This window comes from uncultured Methanobrevibacter sp. (assembly GCF_905235195.1).
Lineage (GTDB): Archaea > Methanobacteriota > Methanobacteria > Methanobacteriales > Methanobacteriaceae > Methanarmilla.
This window is the reverse complement of record NZ_CAJOKH010000035.1, coordinates 1-23,750: the sequence shown is the minus strand read 5'-3', so window position 1 is coordinate 23,750 and position 23,750 is coordinate 1. Positions and strand designations below refer to the sequence as shown.

General features: G+C 25.9%; 17 protein-coding genes and 1 pseudogene. 7 read left to right on the top strand and 11 right to left on the bottom strand.

Annotated features, from left to right (window positions below; genetic code table 11):
- From feoB to QZ146_RS05370, 4 genes are all read right to left on the bottom strand, one after another.
- Positions 1-1,364 (bottom strand): ferrous iron transport protein B (feoB, locus tag QZ146_RS05385; protein WP_295722638.1); only part of this gene is annotated, 1,364 nt, incomplete at its 3' end.
- Between the two features lie 118 nt (positions 1,365-1,482).
- A complete protein-coding gene (locus QZ146_RS05380; protein WP_295722637.1) occupies positions 1,483-1,728 on the bottom strand; it encodes a ferrous iron transport protein A in 246 nt (81 codons plus the stop codon).
- Between the two features lie 751 nt (positions 1,729-2,479).
- Positions 2,480-3,613 carry a 3-dehydroquinate synthase II gene (locus QZ146_RS05375; RefSeq protein WP_295722636.1) on the bottom strand — a complete coding sequence of 378 codons (1,134 nt, stop codon included), beginning with the start codon at positions 3,611-3,613 and terminating at the stop codon, positions 2,480-2,482.
- A 110-nt stretch (positions 3,614-3,723) separates the two neighbouring features.
- A complete protein-coding gene (locus QZ146_RS05370) occupies positions 3,724-4,521 on the bottom strand; it encodes a 2-amino-3,7-dideoxy-D-threo-hept-6-ulosonate synthase (protein ID WP_295722639.1) in 798 nt (265 codons plus the stop codon).
- Between the two features lie 387 nt (positions 4,522-4,908).
- Between QZ146_RS05370 and QZ146_RS05365 the strand changes: the two genes are divergently transcribed.
- Entirely contained in the window at positions 4,909-5,313 is a 405-nt protein-coding gene (locus QZ146_RS05365; RefSeq protein WP_295722635.1) for a pyridoxamine 5'-phosphate oxidase family protein, read from the top strand.
- Positions 5,314-5,624: 311 nt separating this feature from the next.
- Here QZ146_RS05365 and QZ146_RS05360 read toward each other — a convergent pair whose 3' ends face one another.
- From QZ146_RS05360 to QZ146_RS08855, 4 genes and pseudogenes are all read right to left on the bottom strand, one after another.
- A complete protein-coding gene (locus QZ146_RS05360) occupies positions 5,625-6,155 on the bottom strand; it encodes a class I SAM-dependent methyltransferase (protein WP_295722634.1) in 531 nt (176 codons plus the stop codon).
- Positions 6,156-6,163: 8 nt separating this feature from the next.
- On the bottom strand, positions 6,164-7,051 hold the full coding sequence (locus QZ146_RS05355; RefSeq protein WP_295722632.1) for a pantoate kinase: 888 nt from the start codon (positions 7,049-7,051) through the stop codon (positions 6,164-6,166).
- Between the two features lie 215 nt (positions 7,052-7,266).
- Positions 7,267-8,592, bottom strand: a complete 1,326-nt coding sequence (locus QZ146_RS05350) for a hypothetical protein (RefSeq protein ID WP_295722631.1) — start codon at positions 8,590-8,592, stop codon at positions 7,267-7,269.
- A 9-nt stretch (positions 8,593-8,601) separates the two neighbouring features.
- Positions 8,602-8,919, bottom strand: a pseudogene (locus QZ146_RS08855) (hypothetical protein); the annotation flags it as partial.
- A gap of 529 nt (positions 8,920-9,448) precedes the next feature.
- Here QZ146_RS08855 and QZ146_RS05340 point away from each other — a divergent pair.
- Complete coding sequence (locus tag QZ146_RS05340; RefSeq protein ID WP_295722629.1) at positions 9,449-10,111, top strand: histidinol phosphate phosphatase domain-containing protein; 663 nt, start codon at positions 9,449-9,451, stop codon at positions 10,109-10,111.
- 241 nt (positions 10,112-10,352) lie between these two features.
- Here the strand turns inward: QZ146_RS05340 and QZ146_RS05335 are convergent, their stop codons facing one another.
- Positions 10,353-11,954 carry a hypothetical protein gene (locus QZ146_RS05335; RefSeq protein ID WP_295722628.1) on the bottom strand — a complete coding sequence of 534 codons (1,602 nt, stop codon included), beginning with the start codon at positions 11,952-11,954 and terminating at the stop codon, positions 10,353-10,355.
- 800 nt (positions 11,955-12,754) lie between these two features.
- On the opposite strand from QZ146_RS05335, the gene QZ146_RS05330 reads away from it, so the two are divergent.
- Together QZ146_RS05330 and thpR are read left to right on the top strand one after the other, a co-directional pair.
- A complete protein-coding gene (locus tag QZ146_RS05330) occupies positions 12,755-13,408 on the top strand; it encodes a 2,5-diamino-6-(ribosylamino)-4(3H)-pyrimidinone 5'-phosphate reductase (protein ID WP_295722627.1) in 654 nt (217 codons plus the stop codon).
- 18 nt (positions 13,409-13,426) lie between these two features.
- Positions 13,427-13,987 (top strand): RNA 2',3'-cyclic phosphodiesterase, encoded by a 561-nt coding sequence (gene thpR / locus QZ146_RS05325; protein WP_295722626.1) that lies wholly within the window; start codon positions 13,427-13,429, stop codon positions 13,985-13,987.
- Positions 13,988-14,097: 110 nt separating this feature from the next.
- On the opposite strand, the gene QZ146_RS05320 is transcribed toward thpR, so the two are convergent.
- Both QZ146_RS05320 and npdG read right to left on the bottom strand, forming a co-directional pair.
- A complete protein-coding gene (locus tag QZ146_RS05320; RefSeq protein WP_295722624.1) occupies positions 14,098-14,607 on the bottom strand; it encodes a nitroreductase family protein in 510 nt (169 codons plus the stop codon).
- Between the two features lie 88 nt (positions 14,608-14,695).
- Complete coding sequence (npdG, locus tag QZ146_RS05315; RefSeq protein ID WP_295722623.1) at positions 14,696-15,379, bottom strand: NADPH-dependent F420 reductase; 684 nt, start codon at positions 15,377-15,379, stop codon at positions 14,696-14,698.
- Positions 15,380-15,951: 572 nt separating this feature from the next.
- Between npdG and cca the strand changes: the two genes are divergently transcribed.
- The 3 genes from cca (at position 15,952) to QZ146_RS05300 (ending at position 23,664) form a co-directional block, all read left to right on the top strand.
- Positions 15,952-17,337, top strand: coding sequence for a CCA tRNA nucleotidyltransferase (cca, locus tag QZ146_RS05310; RefSeq protein ID WP_295722622.1), 1,386 nt, complete (start codon positions 15,952-15,954; stop codon positions 17,335-17,337).
- 283 nt (positions 17,338-17,620) lie between these two features.
- A complete protein-coding gene (locus tag QZ146_RS05305; protein ID WP_295722621.1) occupies positions 17,621-20,809 on the top strand; it encodes a helicase-related protein in 3,189 nt (1,062 codons plus the stop codon).
- Between the two features lie 14 nt (positions 20,810-20,823).
- A complete protein-coding gene (locus tag QZ146_RS05300; protein WP_295722620.1) occupies positions 20,824-23,664 on the top strand; it encodes an Eco57I restriction-modification methylase domain-containing protein in 2,841 nt (946 codons plus the stop codon).
- Positions 23,665-23,750 lie beyond the last annotated feature (86 nt).

Genomic DNA, 23,750 nt, shown 5'->3' with positions numbered 1-23,750 from the left:
TGTTGAGATTCTGCAAAGAATAATCCTGCAAACATTAAATATATTGGTTCTCTTGAACTACATGACATAAATGGAATGAGTGTAATTGCAAGTAATCTATCTTTTTCATTTTCCATTGTACGAGTTGCCATTACTCCAGGCACTCCACAACCAAAACCAAGGATCATTGGAATAAATGCCTTACCATGAAGACCTAAAATCTTATGCATGACTCTGTCCATAACAAATGCAGCTCTTGCAAGGTAACCACAATCTTCCAGAAAACTTAAGAAAAAGAACAAGAGGATGATTTGAGGTATAAATACAATTACTCCACCTACTCCACCAATGATACCTTTAACAATGAAAGAAGACAACATATTTTCTCCCAATAAATTAAGTATAATCACACCTAACATATCAAATCCATAAGAAATTAAGTCCTGTAAAGGACCTGCAACAGTTACAGTAAGCTGAAAAATAAGCCACATTATAACAAAAAAAATCGGAAGACCTAAAATTCTGTTAATTACAATATTATCAATTTTATCAGTTAAAGTTTTTTTAGTTTCCTTGGGTAATTGGACTGCTTCTTGAATTAAACCATCAATAAAAGCATAACGTGCATTTGCTATAACTTCTTCAGCGCTTACACCATAAATATCTTTTAGATGATCTTTAACTTTTCTAACTTCTAAAAATATCTCATTAGAATTAAATGACTCCTGTGCTTTATCCATAATAATTTCATCATCTTCAAGTAGCTTAATTGCTGTCCAGTATGAAGACACATCAAGTAAAGATTGGTCTTTAGAAATTACATCTTCTAATTCACCAAGATGTTGTTTTAATTCATTACCATAAACCAAATTGTCTTTACTATTAACAGGATTATTTTTCAAATTAGTAATCATTTGAATTAAATCATCATGGCCTATATCAGTATTCGCTTCAACTTCAACTACTGGAATTCCGAGTAATTCTTCTAACTTGTCTCGGTCTATAGTAATGCCATTTTTACGAGCCATTCTATTCATATTTAAAACTAGACCTAGATTGGCATTTAACTCCATCATTTGTACAGTTAAATATAAATTACGTTCTAAGTTATTTGCATCAACAACATTAACAATAGCATCAGAATTCTCATCTACAATAAAATCTCTTGAAACGATTTCTTCAATAGAATGAGCACTTAATGCATAATTACCAGGTAAATCAATAACATCAAATCTTTTACCATCCTCTTCAAAATGACCTATTGCCTGCTCTACAGTTTTACCTGACCAATTACCAACATGTTGATGAAGTCCAGTTAAATTATTAAACAATGTAGTTTTACCCACATTTGGATTTCCTGCAAGTCCAATTTTTATATTCTCCATTAAACAATCTCCATTTCTAATAAAACACAATTAATTTCTATGAAATTAATTTGATACTATATATTTTTTAAAAAAGAAAAATGAATAGAATAAATTAAAAAATATAAATGATATTAAATCAATTTTCAACATCAACTTTGATGTTTTTGGCTTCATTTTTTCTTAAACAAACACTGTATCCTTTAACTTTATATTCATGAGGATCTCCTAATGGAGCTACTTTTGCAAGTTCAATTATAGAACCTCTTACAAAACCCATCCCCATTAAATGTCTCTTTAATTCAATTTCTTGATCACTACTAACTTCATATGCAATGAATTTTCCTTTTTCACCATGTTCTAATTGATCTAATGTTTTAATCATTTAAATCTCACCCATTTATTTCAATCATTAAATATTCGAATATTAATCATTAAAATCTATTTATATTATACCTAAATTAAATTAAAAATTAAAAAACAATAATAAATTAATGCCTTTTTTCATATTTAATTAAATTTTGTTCATATTTTTAAGTGAAAAATTTAGTGAAAGCTATAAATAGATTAAAAAAGTCTTAAAAGAATTTAGGTATACCTAAATTTTAAATTTTAGGTTAACCTAAACTTCATTATTTACGTTGTAATTCATAATATATAAATGTTAGGTATAACTAAATTTAGACACTTTCAAAAACTTGTGTGATAAATTTTATTTCGATTTTTTTTATCTTAGAAAAATTAAGGTTTATAAGTTCAAACATAAACATAGAGCTTTTATTTTTATATTACACAAATAATATATAAGTTTCAGTTAATATATTAATTTATCCTTTTTAAATTAAAAATAAATAATAAATTGAAAGAAAATTTTTGTTATGTTTAAATTGTAAAAATTAAAATCACTTAAGTTTTTGAAAGTGCTTAAATTTGAAGATGGGACATGAATAGGTTTTAGAAAAATCTAATTAAACAATTTCATTATATCTGTTAATATTAAATATTTTTTAATTTTTAAATATATTTTTATACAAAACTATAATGATTTTTGACCAAATATAATCGTGTTACGCCCTCAAAAAGCAAAAAAAGAGTAGAGAATATAATGAAAATTATATTCAGAATAATAAAAAAATCTATTTTTCAATAATATTTTCATCAATACTCATACCAAAGTGGCGAGCCTTCTCATCTATGAAAATCTTTATTTTATCACCTGGTTTCAACACAGATACAGAAACAGGTTCACCATTTGCATCGACGAGACGAATAGTTTCAGCATTTTGAACCAATGTTTTAATTTTAACATCATTGTATTCTGCTTCAATTAAAAGAAGTGGCCTTTTTTCAATTTTACTTCTTCCAACAATTGATTTTTTGGTCTCGCCTTTAGTATTGACAATCAATACTTCATCTCCTGCTTCAAGTTCAGACAAGTAACGGGTTTTACCACCAGGCACCATAACATATGCTTGAACAGGACCTGCATTTACTCTAAAAGGACGGGAAGCAACATATTCACTTTCTAAACTTTCTGAATGAATAAGAACCATAGCTTTTGAATATGATCCAATCAACATTCCTTCACCAGGATGCATCATTGTAGTAGTATCAATACATACCCTATCACCAGAGGAAAGGGCCTTAACATTAGTTATGGTTGCATCATAAAGGGCGTAGGTTTCACTGGAGACTTCATCTATAAGTTTAGCAATATCTTTAATTTGATTAAACTCCTGTGGTTCAAAGATTACTCCATCAGTACCTACTTCCAATGTTTCAATTGCAACCTGTGCTTCATCAACAGAATCAACTGCAGCTATAAGTTTAACATCTTTAGTTTGCAAATCAGCAATAATATTTTCAAGAGGAATAACAGTCCAATCTTTACCTACAAGAATCAAATAATCACAATAATCTCCAAGTTTAACTGCTAATTGTTCATGGTTTTTATCAGTAATTTCAATATATGCACATACTGATTTTCCACTATTTTTAGCCTTTTTAGCATCAGCTAAATCTTTAGAATTATTCAAATCATCATCCAATTCTAATGTTCCATCACCTTCAGAGGATATTCCAATAAGATATACATCACTATCTTCACTAGCTGAAATAATTTTCATATTTCCAAGTTTTCTAATATTCTCATTATTTTCAGATGAAAAACATACAATATTGTCAATACCTGATTCAAGTGAGGTTGTAATCATTTCTTTTGTATCGTCCCAATTACTTAATGGGTTTAAAATCCAAGCAAATTTTTCCATTTAAATTCTCCTATAAGAATAATTATGAGTAAAAATTTTTAAAAGCATATTTTAAACTATTCATTAATGAATAAATACAGATAGGTAATAGATATATTAATTTTAAATAATTATTTTTCAATTATTTTTAAAGCATCATCTACATCCATTTTATTGTGTACAATTTCAGAGACAGCTTTTGTTATTTTTTCAGGGTTTTCAGCTTGGAAAAAATTACGTCCAAATGCAACTCCAGATCCACCTACATCAACAGAATCCTTAGTCATTTGGAGTAAGTCACGGTTAGAATCTACACTAGGACCTCCTGCAATAATAACTGGAACTACTGCTCCTTCTACAACTTCTTCAAAACTAGCTGGATCACCAGTATAATTTGTTTTAACAATGTCTGCGCCTAACTCTGCACCTACACGAGCTGCATGTTTAACAAGTTCAACATCATGTTCATTTGTAATTTTTGGTCCACGTGGGTACATCATTGCAAGAAGTGGCATACCCCACATACTACATGTTTCGGCTACTTCACCTAATGCCTCTAACATAAATGGTTCAGTTTCACTACCAACATTTACATGTATAGACACAGCATCAGCACCAAGCTGAATAGCTCTTTCAACTGAAGTTACAAGTACTTTATTATTTGGATCTTGTGAAAGGGAAGTACTTGCAGAAATATGAATAATAAGACCAATATCATTACCATATCCTCTGTGACCTCTTTCCACAATACCTTTGTGCATGAGAACTGAATTAGCTCCTCCTTTGGAAATAAGTTCAATTGTTTTATCCATATCAACTATTCCGTTAACAGGACCACTAGATACACCATGATCCATAGGTGCAATAACCATTTTCCCAGTTTTACGATTCATAATACGTTCCATACGTATTTTTTTACCTACCATGATTTTATTCTCCTTAAATTAATTAGATTATAAATTAAAATGATTTTTATAAGAAATTTTTATATTTCCATATAATAAATATATTTATATTAAACTATATTAATAAACCTTTATGTAATTTATGATGTACATTTTTTAAAAAAAAATATTTTATTTTTATTAATAAATATTCGATTTTTAAATATTTTAATTAAAAAATATATAATTTTCAATTTTTAAAAATTGAATATTTGCTTATAATATAATAGTTCTTTAGAACTTTTGTTTTAGATATTATTTCTACATTATTTTTGAAAATTATATCTAAATGCAAAATAAATATTTAAATATATAAAAGATAATATAATATAATTTATTTAAAAGACTTATATTATAATTTTAGGTGATAAAATGTCTAATATAAAAAAAGTAGATGATTTTCTAACTGATGCAGAAGTGTTTTATCTTGCAACAGTTACAGAAGAAAACAAACCAAAAAACAGACCATTAGGATTTCATATGCTTGTAGACGATAAAATATACTTTGGAGTAGGTACCTTTAAAGAAGTATATAAACAAATGAAACAAAATCCCTATGTTGAAGTTTCAGCAACTGTTATGCCAAGATTTATCAGATATTATGGAAAAGTAGTCTTTGATGATAATCCTGCATTAATCGATAAAGTATTTGAAATCATGCCCGAGATAAAAGAATTATATGAAAAGTCAGGATGGAAAATGGGAGTATTCCATCTTGAAGAAGCAACATGTGAATTTAGAAATATGATTGAAATAGAAGAAAAATATGAATTTTAATATTTCATATTTTTTTTATTTAACGTTAATTTATTGAAATTAATGATTTAATTAAATGAAATTATTTAAATTATTTAAATAATTGAAATTAATAATTTAATGATTTAAAAAATGAAATTAATGAGTTAATTAATTAAATTAGAGATTTAATGATTTAATTTATTGAAATATTTTAAATTATTTAATTAATTGAATTTATTTTTTTTTTTTACAATAATTATTATTTAAAAAAAAATTTTGTTTACAAATCCCAATGTTTAAATTGACTATTTTTATAAATAATGAATTAAAAGATTTTAAATGAAAATTTTCTATTTAAGGGAATCAGTCCACAAAGCAAACTCTTTTATTTGTGGGGGTATGCCTTCATCACCATAACTGTCCAAATACCCGTTTTCAGATATGAATTCTTCTTCTAGTTTTGAAGTGTTAACAAAATCAATTAATCCCTTGTTTCTTATTATAGTATCACGTGGTTTGAATGTAGATGACCATATATAATAAACTTTAAAAACCGTATCAGGGTGATATCCCCCACCTAAATCAACTGATAAAAAGTCACAGCTGTTTGTGCACTTATAAACTTCTTCAATAATATTGTGACTTCTTACATCACCAGAAATAAATTTAATATTAGAATATTCCACTTTTAACTTCTCCATCTTTTCTACAGCTTCAGGAGAATTATCTATTGCTATAAGAGAACCTTCAGTTAATAAATCTGCAATTATTTTACTGCTTTTTCCAATATGACAACCTAATTCAATAAAGGTATCTGTAGGCTTAATCATATTCTTTAAACTTTCCCGATACAATTTCATATTATAATTAAGCTTAATCATCAAATCACTTAAATGTCTTTACTAATATTTATTCCCTGATTGTTAATTTTACTTATCATATAATCTTTACTTACTGTACTTATATCTTCACATAATCCAAATACAGTATTTCCTATCATGGCCATAGATGAACCTATACAAAATTCATTTAGTTCACTAATCATATCTTGAATTTCGCTATTTAAAAGTCCACTATTTTTAGAAAATTCATAGGAAGATTTAATAAAGTTTTCACTAGTAGGATTTTCAACAAATTGCTTTTGAGTATCAATACCAACATCTGTAATTTTTTCAACAAACTCAGAATCTGTGATTATAGAAGAAGTGCTGATTTGACCTAATGCTTTTGATATTATATAATAATCTGATTTAAATGATTTTACTTCACCAATTCCAGGGGCTCCTGGTTTAATTCTAAGTACAATTCCCTTTGACATTTGAGCAATAACATCACCAAGTCCACAATTTAGACTGACTTCACTTAAATGGGCAAATTGTCCTGCACGAGTATAGTCAATTGGAAGGTTCAATATTTCTTTAAGCCCAATAGCAATACCTAAACAAGATGATCCACTTGTTCCAAATCCACAACCTATCGACACTTCAATTTCATGATTTATTAGAAGTCCTTTAAAATTATTTTTTGCAAGATATTTGGAAATAGAGTAGTTTTTATTTATAATTTCTAAAGTTTTTTTACTAATAGTTTCATTGTATTTATCTACTTTCCCATTGATTTGGATATGAATTCCCTCATCATCAACTTGAGATATTGTGGTTTTAACACCTTTATCAAGTAATACTCCGCATCCAAGAGAACCTTTTAATAATTTATTGTTTTTTTGGTAAATGGAAAAGAAGCCAGTAATATGTGAAGGTACAAATATTGAAATCATTAATATCACTTTAATTTAAACTTAATATCAACTTATATAATATAATTATTATTTAAAGAATATAAAAATAATTAATGGTTTCTATTAAAATCTTTCAAAAATATGAGTGATTTTTAGAATACACAATTAGAATATTTTTAGAAATAGATTAATTAAATTTTTCAAAAAAGAGTTAAAAAAAAAGAAAAAATAGGAAAAAATGATTAATCTCCTATTTATTTTAAAACTTTTAATTTTCCATTTTTAGTAGCCGGTTTATAATTATCAGTAGTTTTATATGTTACTGTAAACTTATAAGTACCTTTTTTATTAATCTTACAAGCTTTAATTTGATCAATATTAAAAGTAAGCTTAGCTACACCTTTAGAGTTGGTTTTCACTTTATAAATTTTCTTATTAACCTTAAAGTAAACCCACTGATTTTTAATAAACTTATATTTACTATTTTTTAAAGTAGCAGTTAACTGCATAGACCTAGCAGTACTTCTATAATATTTCTTAACAGATTTAACATTAAGTAATTTTGTTTTTTCTTTATTTAAAGTTATTTTACCAGTTACCTGAGCACTATTATGGTTTTTATCACCTGCAAACTTAACAACTACTTTATGAGTTCCAGTTTTAATATTTTTAATCATGGATGGTTTAATAGTTATTTTAGCTTTACCTGAAGCACTAGTAGTTGCAGATCCAATTTTTTTATTACTTAAATAAAGTGAAAGTGCTAAACCAGCACATTTAGTATTAATAGTTGCAGTATAAGTACCACCATAATTTTTAATAATATTAATTTTAGGCGGATTGATTTTTATAGATTGTTTATAAACAGTAAGTTTAATTGAAGATGAACTAGCTTTAGCCAATTCCTCAGTACCATTATAAATAATACTAAATGTATAATTTCCTGCATCAAGACCTGTAAGTACAATAATACCTTTACCCTCAGTAATAATTCCAGTATATGTTTTATTAGCAATTACCACATAAACAAGACCAGAAACTAAAGTCTCATCCATACAAGTAACATTACCTACAATTGTACCATTAGACCCATAAGTGTAGTTATTTAGTATGATACTAACTTGAGTAAATTTACATAACAAATCAGAGTCACTTAAATCTCTAGTAGCATTATCAATGTAAATATTGTCAGTGTCATTAATATAAACAATATTAGCAAAGTTATCCTTAAATTGAGAATTAGTAACATTTAGAGTAGCTGGTAAAACAAAATTATATATGAAAATAGAACCTCCACTTAATGATCCATTATTATAGATAAATAAACATTTATCGAAACTATAATTACCATTTTTAATTAAAACTGCTCCACCATCGTTTGCATTGTTAGCTGTGAATGAACAATTTATAAAACTACCAATACTACCACTAACTTCAACAACTCCACCTTTCATTACATTATTACTTGTAAATGAGCAGTTTTCAAAACTACTATTACCACCCTCAATGTGGACTGCTCCACCAGATTCTCCAGTATTACTGTTGAATAAACAGTTTGTAAAACTACTATTACCATTCACAATATATACTACCCCATAATCAACTGCCTTGTTATTGTTGAATAAACAGTTTGTGAAAATACCTGTAGTATTAATAACATATACTGTTCCACTTTTATTTCTATTGGAATTATCCTCAAATCTTGAATTACTAACCTTATTTCCTTCTCCAAGATATATATAAATTGCACCACCGTTTTCAGTCGCAGTGTTCCCAATAAAATTACAATTGTTTATTGTACCATTGGATCCAGCCCAACCTATTGCACTAGCACCACCCGTATCAACATTATTACCAATAAATGTGGAATTTTCAATTAAACCATTATTATTCTCATTCCAATATATTGCACCACCAGCTTCATAACTTACTTTATTATTTATTTATGTAAAATTAAATATTCCTTAAATAATAGTTTAATATTTAGAATATTTTCATAATTGAATATAAATAAAAATATAAGTAATATTAATAGAAAATCAATGTTTTTTCATCCCCCACTTTTTCAAAAGTAAATCTTTTGAAAATAAAATTTTTCTATTTTATATAAGATTTTAAATTTAGAAAAGTTGTTTTGAAAGAAATTTCAATTTTATTTAAGATATTTAATATAATCCATATTAATAAATAATTACAGAATGTTTATTAATTCTAATAAATTTAAATAAAAATTAAGAAAATTAAATAGATAAGAATACAATTTAAAGAATTTTTAAAAATTAAAATCTTTAAAGATTTTAAAGATGAAAAAATAGTGTAATAATTAATTTTTTATATAAATTAAATTAAAATTATAATATATATTTTAAGTGAAATATTCGCATATTACTAAAATAAATAATATTAATTTTTACAAACACTTTTAAGAGGGTTATTATGGATTATAGAAGAATCGATTTACATATGCACAGTTTATTTTCAGATGGTGAATTATTACCTTCCGAACTTACTCGAAGAGCCTCTGTTCTAAATCATGAAGCAATTGCAATAACAGACCATGTTGACTATTCAAATATAGAATACATTAATGAATTACAAGGAGCAATTGATGATTTAAACGATAAGTGGGACATACAGGTAATATTAGGTGCTGAGATAACACATGTTCCTTCATCAAGCATTAAACCATTAGCTAGACGAGCACGTGAACTTGGTGCTAAAATTGTTGTTGTACATGGTGAGACCATATCAGAACCTGTAATTGAATCAACCAATCATGAAGCTGTAAGTTGTAAAGATGTTGATATTTTAGGTCATCCTGGATTGATTACAAAAGAAGATGCTGAAATTGCGCTTAAAAATGATGTTGCCTTAGAGATTAGTTGTAGAGCAGGACATTGTTTAGGTAATGGTCATGTAGCTCAAATAGCACGTGAAGTAGGAAATAATCTAGTAATCGATACTGATACACATGCTCCTGGAGATTTAAGGGACTTTGATAGTGCTTATAGAATTGGATTAGGTGCTGGATTAACTCATGATGAAGCCATCAAAGCATTGACTGTCAATCCTAAACACATCTTAGAGAAAAGATTATAATTTTCTATTAATTAATTTTTTATTAATTATATTCTTTTTTCATTTTACTTATTTTTTTTTTACAAAGAGATAATTTTTTCAGTGAAAATCTATTACTTATAAGAAAAAAATATTAGAAAAAATTAAAATAAGCTTAATTTAGCTGATTATTTTTATTACAAACTAAATAATTTTAAAAAAGAATTTATTAAAAATCAAAATAAGTAAAAAAAAGATTAAATATAGAAGTTAAAACTTCTATCTAAACACTAAATATTTTTTGAGTTGAATCTCCATCAAAGTTTTCAGAATTGAATGAATTAACATTTATATCATTACAACATGATTTAAAAATTCCATCCTTATTGAATGATGCATTTACCTTATAGTAACCTGTTTTTAAATTAAGTTTTAATAAACCAATTCCATTTTTATTGGTTTTAACAGTGAATTCAGTAGTATTTGCATATTTATAAGCCCAGTCCCGTTTTTGAAGATCATATTCTAATTTAAATCTTTTAAGAGCTAAACTTATTTTTTCATTCTTTAATGGATTTCCATATCCATCATTTAATTTAACTTCAAAGTATTTATTCTCACCTGATTGCATTTTAACATTACAAGCAGATATTTGAATATCCTCTTTAGGAGCATCATCTAATGAATTGGAACTTTCTTTAGTATTTGGAAGACTTGCTGGATTTTCACCACTCATAGTAACAAATTCAGGTAAGTAATTATTTTTACTATAATAGTCTAATATTCCTGCAAATGCTTCAATTAATTGAGTATTTGGAATTTCACCAATACTTGTAATTATATTTTCCGCTCCACAATGATTTTCTAATATATAATTAGAAATTTCTTTTGCAGAATCTAAATAACGGATTTTATATAATTTATTGTTAAGTAATCTAGCATCAATAAGTGAAGCTTCATCAATAGAGTCAATTCTTTTTATAGCGAATTTATAATCATTTTCAATATTTAAAATTGCTATAGATTCATAGTATAAAAATTCACTCAAATTTACTTCAACAGATGCAATTTTTACAGTTTCTGGAAGTCTTCCAGATATAGCATAGTAAGTCTTTAAACTTTTAGATGATTGAATAATTTGATTTAAACTAAATGTTTTTACACTATTTTTAATACTAGTGTTTTTAGTATCTGTTTTTTGTGAAATTGTACTATCTTGTATAGTGCACTTGCTTATGCTTCTACCTACACCAGATAAATCTTCACTTTCACCACTATCGGCAATCGTAATAGTATTTACGGCATTAGCTTCATTATAAAAATCTGTACCTTTAAAACTAGTAGATATAGTGTATTTACCAGGTTTTAAATTTATTTGTAATCTTGCTATTCCATTATTATCGGTTTTAGCAGCATAAGTTTTTTGTCCTATACCAAATAATACTGTCTGATCTTGAATTAAATTATCTTCATTATCAGTAAGCATAGCTTCAAAATAATCATCACAACCATATTTTAAAGTTAAATCATTAGATTCAATAAATATGTCTATAGGTTCTAAAATGATTATATCTTTTGAATTGCTTTTTGTATAAGATTTGCTTCCTAATTGTACAGCACCTATTGAACTTGTATTAGTATATAGGTCAGTAATAGGAATTTGTTCACTATCTTTTGAATCATAATTAATTGGATTTGGATTTACAAATTTAATAATTACAATATGATTTGATAAAACATCCTTATAGTTGGTTAACATATCAGAATATAAATTATCATCATAGTTTAATGGAATGAAATTAGTTGTTATGAATGTTTGAGAATCTAGAGAAGTAAGTAATGTATTTTGATTTAAAATTTCAAAACTATCTTCACTATTAATCAAATTCAAGCTAGGATAAAAAATTACCCCATAACAACTATTGAATTCTTTAATTGTTTCTCCAACTACTGGATCTTCATCATAATAAATACCATCTCTAGTAAAATTTTTAGTAGTAAATTGAACATTTATGTTTTTTGAGTCTTTACTACTTTCAAGGTAAGTATTTGGACCTTGCGTATTCTCTGCATTTGAATTTTCTAGATTTGGAACATTATTATTTAGATTTTGATAATTATAATCAACAGTATTAATTGCATCGGTATTTGAACTATCGTCTGGGACAATAATTTCATTACTATCTGGTGACTGTAAATCTGCAGAGTCTAAATGGTCTACATCACCAGCATATAATCCACTAAAACTTAATAGAAATACAATGAATATAGAAAGAATTACTAAAGTTTTAGTTACATTTTTTATCTTATCACCTCAGCAATTATAATATAGAAATTAAAAAATTTCTATATTGTATAATTTATAATAATTTTATCTTATATAAACCTATTTTATAATAGCCAAAATCATTGTTTTTTTCTTTTAAAATTAACATTATTAATTGTCATGAATTTAAATAATTTGATATTTTTTATAAAATTAGTAAAATGAATTTTTAAATTATTTGCTTAAAAATTTTTTAATAAAAAAAAGTAATTTATAAAAAAAAATTTAAAAATATTTTCTAAAAGGATTATTTCAAAAATGAAAGAAAGTGAAAAAAATAATTTTATAATATGAACAATCATATAATTATGTATACATTAATTTTGATTAAATGATTAATAATTAAGTAAAATGATATTATGAAGCCATATGTAATTCTTAATGCTGCAATGACACTTGATGGCAAAATAGCTACTAAAACAGGTTCCTCTAAGATTTCTGGGAAAAAGGATATGGTGCGAGTCCACCAACTTAGAAAAGATATGGATGGAATAATAGTTGGAATTGGAACTGTACTTGCAGATGACCCGAAACTTACAGTATCTAAAATCGATGCCTTATTAGAGGACAATCCCATAAGAATCGTTGTAGACAGTCAAGGAAGAACACCAATAAATAGTAGAGTATTAAATAAAATGGCCCCTACTATTATTGCAGTAAGTGGTAAATATTCAGATACCCGAGAAATTAAAGAATTATCAAAAAAAGCAGATATATTCGTATCTGGTAAAGAACATGTAGACTTATCAAAACTTTTAGATTATCTATATTCACAAGGAATAAAAACTTTAATGTTAGAAGGAGGTTCAACACTAAACTTTTCAATGATTAAGGAAGGATTAATAGATGAAATTAGAATATGTATTGGTCCTATGATTGTTGGTGGAAACTATGCTAAAACCCTATTTGATGGTGAAGGTTTTGATTTTATGGAAGATTCTGTTAAATTAGACCTAATAAATATTAACCAATTAGACCAAGACCTAATTTTAACATATAAAATAATTAAATAAAATATAGCTGATGGTAAAATGAGTGAGAGTATTAGAAGTTTTCTTGCAATTGATATAAATGCAGAATTACTTGAAAAAATCAAAAATGTTGAAGATGAATTTAAACAAATAGATGCAAATATAAAATATGTTAATATGAAAAATATGCATTTAACTTTAAAATTCTTTGGAAATATAGATTTAAATATGGTTGATGAAATATCCGTTAAAGTAAAAGAAGTATTGAACAAATATCAACCATTTGACATTTACATTAAAGGCTCTGGAGCTTTTCCTAATGCTAAACGAATAAAAGTAATATGGATTGGACTTGAAGAAGAACAGACCCTTAAAAAATTGCAAAAAGACTTAGATGGAGAATTTAATAAATTAGGCTTTGACTTGGAGAAAAACTATAAATCCCATTTAACTATTGGCAGAATGAAAAATGCAAAAAATAAGAATCTTATTCAAGAGAAACTCCAAGATTTTAAAGATTATGATATAGGAAATATGACTGTCTCTAAAATAGCTCTTAAAAAAAGCACATTAACACCTCAAGGCCCAATATATGAAGACATTGAAGTGTTTGAATTATAAAAGAGTTAAATAACTAAATATATTAAAAATAAAAAATGAGGTAAAAAAAAGTCAATGATTAAAAAAAGAATATTAAATAACTAGTTTTTATAATTTATAATTTTAATCATTTAATATTTCTCCATATGAATCTTAGATTCATCATATCTATTTTCAATTTTTCCCCAATCTGTAGGATATCCTAAACTTACAATTGAAAATGGAAGAATATTTAATGGTAAATCTAAACAATCTCTAACATAAGATATCCTATCACTTTCAGGATACAAACCTAACCATACACTACCTACCCCTTGATTAGTTGCTTCAAGCAAAATATTTTCTGTTGAAGCTGATAGATCTTGGCAAAACCATGCTCTTGTTCTTTTAAGTTTTTCAAGATTAGCCACAACGACTATTAAAGTATTTGCTCTTTTTGCACAAGAAGCATATTTACTCATTTTAGATAAATTTAAAATCATATCTTTATCTTTTATAACTATAAATTCCCAAGATTGAGTATTTAAAGCTGAAGGAGCTTGCATCGCTGCAGCCAATATTCTTTTGATTGTATCCTCAGATATATCTTCATCACTGTAGGAACGTATACTTTTTCTTTTAAAAATTATCTCACTTACCATAGTAAAACCATAAAAATAAAGAAAAATTAACTTTAAAAAATAATTTTGTAGATAAAAAAAATTATCTAAGAATATTTAATAAAAATTTTTATTCATCGAGTTTTGGAATTCCAGTAATTCTAAATCCACCAAATGGAGATTTATATTTAATGTTTAATCCGATAAGTAGTGGAGTAACTACTTCAATTAATTGAGCTTTTTCTAATTTACCTGCATCAATTACTCTAATACCAGGTATTTTTTCAATTAATTCTGTTGCAATTTCTTTAGATTTTGCATCATCACCAGCAATAATACAGTCACAATCAATTTCTTCTGGAACATTTAATAAAAGACTATTACTTAAATTGTTAAATGCTGCAATGACTTTTACATCCTCACCTTCAAGGATTTGTGCAGTTCTTTCAGCTGCAGAACCTTCAGGCAATTTAAGAATTCTTGTAACTTGTCCACCAATCGCTGTTTCTAAAGGTACAGTTGCATCTAAAAAGATTTTACCTTTAACAAAAGGTTTGATAGTTTTTAAAGTTGCAGTTTGTGCCTGTAATGGGACAGTCATAATAAGAATATCTCCCTCTTTAGCAGCATCTTCATTAGCCATACCTTTTATATCTACATCATAATCTTTTAATTCTTCCAATGTTTCTTCAACAATTTTAAGTGCCTTTTCCTCTTTACGTGAACCAACTATTACAGATTCACCTGCTACTGCTAATCTTTTTGCAATACCTAAACCTTGAGATCCTGTTCCACCAATAACACTTACTACCATCTTTTTACCTCCTTTTTAAAAATTATATTTTAATCCTTTTTAAAAGATTATATTTTAATATATTAATAATTTATAGCATCATCTAATATACATAAAAAAAATTAATAGAAAATACTAAAATTCTTAATAATATATATCTTAAAATTATATTTTAAACCTTACTATTTGAACATAATTATGAATATGAGCATAAAATTTTAAAAAAATATAAATTACCGTGAATGATATAAGATTATGTTTAAAAAATAATAAATTTTAATAAGATAAATACTTAATAAAACATAGGCTACAATCTTAAAGAAAATAATCTTATAATATTATGGTTTATAATAAAAATATTTGAAATAAGAAAAGATTATAAAAAATAATCAATAAATTTATAATTATCTAGAATATTAATTGATAAAAATTATCATAATAATATTAAATATTGTTAAAGTAGAAAATTGATAATATAATTAAAAGTAGAAAATTGATATTTTCTATTAAAATAAAATAGAGAAATATTTGAAAATAATATTATTATAGGAATTTTATATATTAAAATATAAGTTTATTTTATTGTGATTCTAATGGAGTATAGAAAAATATTAAATGAAATTAAACCAGATTCAAAGGAAAAAGGCAAATTAAAAGAAATTTCTTCTAAATTAATTAATAGTATAAATAAAATTTCCCTTGAAGAAGGATTTAATGCAAGAGCAGAGGCCGTAGGTTCAGTTGCAAAAGAAACTTACCTTAAAGGAAAATCTGATGTTGATATTTTTATTGTTTATCCTCTAAATACACCATTAGAAATTTTAAAAGAAAAAGGTCTTGAGATAGGATATAAAATAAGTGAAGAATATAATGGAGTTGCAGATGAACATTATGCATCTCACCCATACCTTACAAGCATTATTGAAGGATATAAAGTAGACTTTGTTCCATGTTATAATATTAAAGATGCATCAGAAATGAAATCTGCTGTAGATAGAACAATCCTCCATACAAAATATATAAAATCCAAACTAAAAAAAGAACAAATTGATGAAGTTTTGCTTCTTAAAAGATTTATGGATTGTATAGGAGTTTATGGATCTGAATTTAAAGTTGGTGGCTTTGCAGGATATTTATGTGAAATACTTATTCTTCAGTATGGTAGTTTTGAAAATGTGACTCGTGAAGTTTCAAACTGGAGATATAAAACTATAATTGATCTTGAAGATTATGGTAGCTCTGAATTATTTGAAGATCCATTAATTGCAATAGACCCAACTGATAAAAATCGTAATGTAGCAGCTGCTCTACGTAAAGATAAAATGGAAGAGTTCATATATGGATGTCGTAACTTTATAGAAAGTGATAATAAAATAGATTACTTCTATCCTACTCGAAAAGATAATTTAAGTAAAAGGAATATTGTTAAAAAATTTAATGATAGAGGAGGTAAAACCTATATTATTGAATTTAATATTCCAAGTGTACCTGTTGATACCTTACACCCTCAACTTAAAAAAACTGAAGAATCTCTAAGAGAAAAAATAGAAGAAGAAGGTTTTGAAGTATTTGAAAGTGGATATTGGACTAATGAAAAAGATAAAGGCATTTTAATATATGACATGAATGTTTCTAAACTTAATAATATTAAAGTTCATTATGGTCCTAAAATATGGGCAAAACAATCATGTATAAACTTTAAAAAAGCAAATGGAAATAAATGTTATGTTTTAGATGAATTTTTAGTTGTTGATAAAGAAAGAGAATATAAAACTGTTACTGACTTAATTGAAAACATATTTACAAAAGAAAATATCTTTAAAATCAAAATTGGAAAAAACCTTAAAAATATTGCATTAAATAGCTTTAAACTTTATTTAATTGAAAATTATTTGAAAACCGTAAATGATGAAGATTTAAACGACTTTTTAGACTTCTTAGATGACTTTATAAATCCCGGTCAACATACCAGACGATAATTTTAAATAACAATTGAAAATATCAATTTAAAAAGAAGGCTGGACACAAATATATTTGTCAAAAATCATTATAGTTTTGTATAAAAATATATTAATACAATTAAAAAAAATATTCAATATTAAATTAAATATAAATTGTTTAATTATATTTTACTAAAACCTATTAATGATTCATCATCAAAAAAGAAAAAAATGGCTAAAATAAAATTGTTTTACAAAAAAGTTAATTAAGTTATAATAATGTATAAATCATAAAAATAGAGAACATACAGGAGTTTTATTTGTGAGTACTAAAAGTAACAGTTTTATAACTAATGAGAGCGAAAATACCCTACTTAATGAATTTAATATTCTTTTAAAAGACACAGAATTCTTTGATTGTTTAGTTGGATATTTTTATGTGAGTGGATTTTACAAACTTCAAAAGAGTTTAGAGAACACAAAACAAATTAGAATTTTAGTTGGTATGGGAATTGATTCCCAAACATTCAATTTAATTGAAGATTCTCAAAATACTATTATATCTACCGCAGAATATAAAAAACAAATTGAAAAAGATTTAATTAATGAAATGAATAATTCTGAAGATACAATTGATGTTGAAAAAGGAATTAAACAATTTGTTAGTTGGTTAAAATCTGGAAAATTGGAAATAAGAGGATATAAAGAACGTAAAACCCATTCCAAATTATACATCATGACATTTGATAATGATGACAGAGATATTGGAAGAGTCATAACAGGATCAAGTAATTTTACACAACCTGGTCTTGAAAGAAATCTAGAATTCAATGTAGAGCTAAGAGAACCTGAGAATTATGAGTTTGCATCTGATAAATTTAATCAACTATGGGAAGATTCAGAACCAATATCTCAAAACTTCATAAACACCATAACAAATAAAACATGGATTAAAGAGGATATAACTCCTTATGAATTATATTTAAAATTTATTTATGAATTTTTAAAAGACAAAATTTGGAATGATAAAAAAGAATTAGACTATGAAATTTTTCCAGAAGGATTTAAAATGTTAGAATATCAAAGAGATGCAGTATTATATGCAAGAGATATTCTACAAGAACATGGAGGAGTATTTTTGTCTGATGTTGTGGGTTTAGGAAAAACATACATGGGGTCTCTATTAGCACAACAATTAAGAGGAAAAACATTAGTTATCGCACCACCAGCATTAGTTAAAGAACATAACCCCGGAGGATGGAAAAGAGTATTAAGAGAATTTGGAGTTTCTCCAATGCCTATTGTCGAATCTAAAGGAAAATTAGATGAAATCCTAAAAAATTATGATGTTAATAGTTATCAAAATGTCATAATAGATGAATCTCATGACTTTAAAAATGAAGACACACAACAATATGAATATCTATCCAAAATATGTAAAGGAAAAAAGATAATTTTAATATCAGCAACTCCATTTAACAATTCTCCTTCCGATTTATTAAGTCAAATTAAACTATTCCAACCTGCCCATAATTCAACATTACCTAATCCAAAAGTAAGAGATTTAGAAGCATATTTCAAAAGACAAGAACTCAGACAAAAAAGCATCGATAGATCAAAACATCCTGACAAATATATGGAAATAAGTAAAAAAATCTCTGCTGAAATCAGAGATGATGTATTGAAATATATTATGGTTAGAAGGACAAGAAAAAGTATTAGCAAATACTATTCAAAAGATTTAAAAAAAAATAATATGGAATTTCCAAATGTAGAAAAACCAAAACCAATCCATTATCATTTTGATGAAACTACAAATGAAATATTTGATAATACATTATATAAATTAACTAAAAAATTAACTTATGCAAAATATAGGCCATTAGCAAATGAATATCGTGTGAATCCAGATACACGATATGCTAACTCCCAAAAAATGATGGGAAACTTTATAAAAATCTTACTTATCAAAAGGCTTGAAAGTGGTAGTTATGCATTCAAAAAATCTGTTCAAAATTCCATTAATACTCATCAACAAGCATTAGATACATTGAATAATAAAGGAGTATTTTACACAAGTAGAGATTATAATTTAAAGATATTAGATTTAGTTGCTGAGGATGATTTTAACAATATTGAAGAGTTAATTGAAGAGGGTAAAGCAAATGAATATTATGCTAACGATTTCGCACCTAAATTCAAAGAAGACTTAAAAAATGATTTGAACATTTTGAAAGAAATAGCTAAAATGTGGGAATCCGTTGAGAATTATCCTAAAAGAATAGCATTAACAAATTTGCTTAATGAGGATTTAAAAAATAAAAAAGTTATAATATTCACAGAATTTATTGATACTGCAGAAGATATTGCAAAATTGATTTCCAAAGAATGCAAGGAAAATGTTAAAGTATTTACTGGAAAATCTGGTAAAGAAGATATGGATGATATATTATACAATTTTGATGCAAATATCGATAAAAATAAACAAAAAAATGAATATAGAATCCTCATAACAACAGACACTCTTTCACATGGTGTAAACTTGCACAGATCAAATGTTATAATTAATTTTGACATACCTTGGAATCCAACAAGGATGATGCAGAGAGTAGGACGTGTTCAACGTTTGGGAACTAAATTTAAACATATATACACATATAATTTCTTCCCAGCATCACCTATAGAAAAAAATATCCAACTTCAATCTCTTGCAGAAGGTAAAATAGCCATGTTCATTGAATTGTTAGGAAACGATTCACAATTATTAACTGAAGAGCCTGTTAAATCATATGATGATTATTTCAATATATTATCTTCAAATATTGATGATGAAGAAGTTGTTGATGATGAATTAAAATACCTTAGAGAAATTAGGGATATTAGAGATAATAATCCTGAATTATTTAAAAAAATTGAAGAGCTTCCTATTAAATCCCGTGTTGCTCGTGCATCTGAACAAAAGTATCTTATCACACTAATGAAGAAAGATAAATTTAAAAAATTATTTAAATCAAAGGGTAATATTTCCGAAGAGATTGATTTCTTCGAAGCTATAAAAGAATTAAAAGCCGATGAATACGAAAAAGCTATTTCAATAGATGATGAGTTTTATGATTATTTATACCAGAACATGTTTGCTTTTGAACAACTATTAAATAATCCTGATGATGACATAAAATTATCCAATAATGAAAAATTTGTAATTAAATATATTAAATATGCTCGAAGTTGTAAAAATTTACTTAACCATGATAAAAATTATTTGGGTAAAATAAAAGAATTAATTGAAGAAGGACACATTACAAAAAGCAGAGCTAAGAAAATAAAAAATGAATTAATTGCTATTGATAAGAATAATAAAGATTTAGATAAAATAAAGCGTTCAAATTTAATAGTTCAAGTATTTAATGATAATATTTTAGATGAAGATTTGAAAACCGAAACAGCTTCATGTATAAAAGAATGTAAAGAAAAGCCAGAGCAGATTATTTTATCTGAATACTTTTTATAATGGAGGATTGTAAAATGAATCAAAAATCAGCAAAAGCTCTTTTAAATAAAACATTTAAAGATAAATTTAACATGAATAACTATGTTGAATTTTTAAAAGAACTTTTTAATAAATCCAATATAAGTCCTATAGTTTTTAATGCTATTAGAAATGAATTTAAGAGTTATGAAAATGAAGTCTATATTTTAGGAGATTATCAAGATGATGTGGGCGATTCAATAGCTTTTTATGTTGTTGAGTTAACTAAACAATCTTCCAGAGATCGTGCCAGGACAATGCAAAGAAATTTAATAGCTTCATTGATTAAAGATAAATACGATTCTGCTTTGGTAGCATTCTATGAACCAAATCTAGACGATTGGAGATTCTCACATGTTAAAGTAGAATATGAATTTAATGAAAAAGGAATACATGAAAAGTTAAGTTCACCTAGAAGGCATTCTTTCTTGGTTGGAGTTAATGAACCAAATCATACATGTCAATCACAATTCTTAGAGTTACTTTGTTATGAAGATAATATTCAACTAACTGATATTGAACAAGCTTTTAGTATTGAAAATGTTACTGATGAATTCTTTAATAAATATAAAGAACTATTCCTACAATTAACAGAATCATTAGATGAAGTTAAAATGAATGATGATGATGTTCGATTAGAATTTGATGATAAAAAAATAGAATCAAGTGATTTTGCTAAAAAATTAATGGGACAATTAGTATTTATATATTTCTTACAGAAAAAAGGTTGGTTAGGTATTAAAGAATATGAAAAATGGGGTTATGGACCTAAGGACTTTTTAAGAGGAATATATATTGATGCTATAAATAATGATAAAAATTTCTTTAATGATGTTTTAGAACCATTATTCTACGAGGGATTTTCAAAAAAAGTAATTGATAATCATTTTTCACAATTTGGATATAAAGTCCCTTTTCTTAATGGGGGTCTTTTTGAACCAATAAATAATTATGATTGGGTTAATACTGATGTTATAATTGATAATAATATTTTTAAAGATATATTGAACACTTTTGATCAATTTAATTTTACTATTAAAGAGGATGAACCTTTAGAAAAGGAAGTTGCAGTTGACCCTGAGATGTTAGGTAAAGTATTTGAAAACTTACTTGAAATAACAGATAGACAATCTAAAGGTGCATTTTATACTCCTAGACATATTGTTCATTTTATGTGTCAGGAGTCTTTAATATCATACTTAAGTACAAATTCTGATGTTCCTGAAGAGGATTTAAGAATATTTATTACAAAAGGGGATTTGGCTGTAAACTCTATCATTAGGGCCAATGAAGAAAAAAAGAAATATAATGGAAATCAATATACCAAAATTCAATTACCAAATTCAATTAAAGAAAATTCTAATGCTCTAGAAAACTTACTTCAAAAAGTTAAAGTAATAGATCCCGCAGTAGGTTCTGGTGCATTTCCAGTAGGTATGATGAATGAAATTGTTAAAGCTAAATATATTTTAGGATTACTGAATATGGTGGATGATGATGAAATTAATTTGTATAAATTAAAAAAAGAAACAATTGAAAATTCATTATATGGCGTAGATTCAGAATTATCTGCTACAGATATTACAAAATTAAGATTCTGGTTATCATTAATTGTTGATGAAGAAAATAATAATGTAATTAATCCACTACCCAACTTAGATAACCAAATAATGTGTGGTAACTCACTTGTAGATAATTATAAGGACATTAGATTATTTGATGATAATTTTATTGATAAAGATGAGCAACAAAGATTTGGTGTAACAGCTGCTGAAAGAATATTTAAAGAATTAGAAGTGATAAAAAAAGCATACTTCGAAGAGAGTGATTCTGATGTTAAACAAGATTTAAAACAAAAAATTAGAGAAGCTAAATGGGATTTTATTGAAACATATCTTAAAGATATAGGTAAAATAGATTTGCTCAATGAAATTAAAAAATTTGAATATGCTGAAATTAAACCATTTTTTATTTGGGAATTAGAATTTTCTGAAGTATTTCAAGGTATTAATCCGGGTTTTGATATTGCTATTGGTAATCCTCCTTATGTTAAAGAAGCAAGAAATAAAAATGCTTTCGATGGAGTTAGAAATTCACAATATTACCAAGGGAAAATGGATTTATGGTATTTATTTGGTTGTAAAGCATTAAATTTAGTGAAAAATAATGGTAGTGTTTCATTTATTGCTACCAATAATTGGATAACTAGTTTTGGAGCTTCAAAATTCAGAAATAAAGTTAATGATGAAGCTACATTCAAATATTTCATTGATTTTGGAAATTATAAAGCATTTGATACTGCTAGTATTCAAACAATGATATATTTAATGACAAAAGATTCAACCAAAGAGAATTATCATTTTAAATATTCGAAATTATTAGTGGATAATATTACTGATGACAATTTAAAATCATTTTTATATTCAGATAATGTTAATGAATTATGGAATAAATTTGATGCCGGTTTTAATAGAAAAATGAATAAAGATAACTATTTCAGTTTTATGGATTCTGATATTTATGAGGTTATCTCTAAAATTCAATCTAATTCAAGTATTATATATTTAACTAATAAAGAATTATCTCAGGGGATTGTGGCTCCACAAGAAGATTTAACTAGTAAAAATGCAAAAAAACTTGATAATAAATATGAAGTAGGAAAGGGTATTTTTGTACTCACTGATGAAGAATTATCTCAATTAAATCTCAAAGATAAAGAATTGAAATTAATAAAGCCCTATTATACAACAGATGAATTAAAAAGATTTTATTCATTGAAAGAAAATAAAAAATGGATTATTTATACAAAATCAGATATAAATGATATAGGGTGCTAGATTATTTAGTACGAGAAACTTGCACAAAACTCTTATTTTTACTAAATTCAATTAATTTAATTTAATTTTATAATGGTGTTTTCATA

What these genes read in the sequence shown, in the direction of transcription:
- QZ146_RS05355 (WP_295722632.1), bottom strand. Translation starts at nt 7,051, where the DNA reads ATGATTTCAATATTTGTACCTTCACATATTACTGGCTTCTTTTCCATT.
- QZ146_RS05380 (WP_295722637.1), bottom strand. Translation starts at nt 1,728, where the DNA reads ATGATTAAAACATTAGATCAATTAGAACATGGTGAAAAAGGAAAATTC.
- QZ146_RS05375 (WP_295722636.1), bottom strand. Translation starts at nt 3,613, where the DNA reads ATGGAAAAATTTGCTTGGATTTTAAACCCATTAAGTAATTGGGACGAT.
- cca (WP_295722622.1), top strand. Translation starts at nt 15,952, where the DNA reads ATGGAGTATAGAAAAATATTAAATGAAATTAAACCAGATTCAAAGGAA.
- QZ146_RS05330 (WP_295722627.1), top strand. Translation starts at nt 12,755, where the DNA reads ATGAAGCCATATGTAATTCTTAATGCTGCAATGACACTTGATGGCAAA.
- npdG (WP_295722623.1), bottom strand. Translation starts at nt 15,379, where the DNA reads ATGGTAGTAAGTGTTATTGGTGGAACAGGATCTCAAGGTTTAGGTATT.
- QZ146_RS05365 (WP_295722635.1), top strand. Translation starts at nt 4,909, where the DNA reads ATGTCTAATATAAAAAAAGTAGATGATTTTCTAACTGATGCAGAAGTG.
- QZ146_RS05300 (WP_295722620.1), top strand. Translation starts at nt 20,824, where the DNA reads ATGAATCAAAAATCAGCAAAAGCTCTTTTAAATAAAACATTTAAAGAT.
- thpR (WP_295722626.1), top strand. Translation starts at nt 13,427, where the DNA reads ATGAGTGAGAGTATTAGAAGTTTTCTTGCAATTGATATAAATGCAGAA.
- QZ146_RS05360 (WP_295722634.1), bottom strand. Translation starts at nt 6,155, where the DNA reads ATGATTAAGCTTAATTATAATATGAAATTGTATCGGGAAAGTTTAAAG.
- QZ146_RS05320 (WP_295722624.1), bottom strand. Translation starts at nt 14,607, where the DNA reads ATGGTAAGTGAGATAATTTTTAAAAGAAAAAGTATACGTTCCTACAGT.
- QZ146_RS05340 (WP_295722629.1), top strand. Translation starts at nt 9,449, where the DNA reads ATGGATTATAGAAGAATCGATTTACATATGCACAGTTTATTTTCAGAT.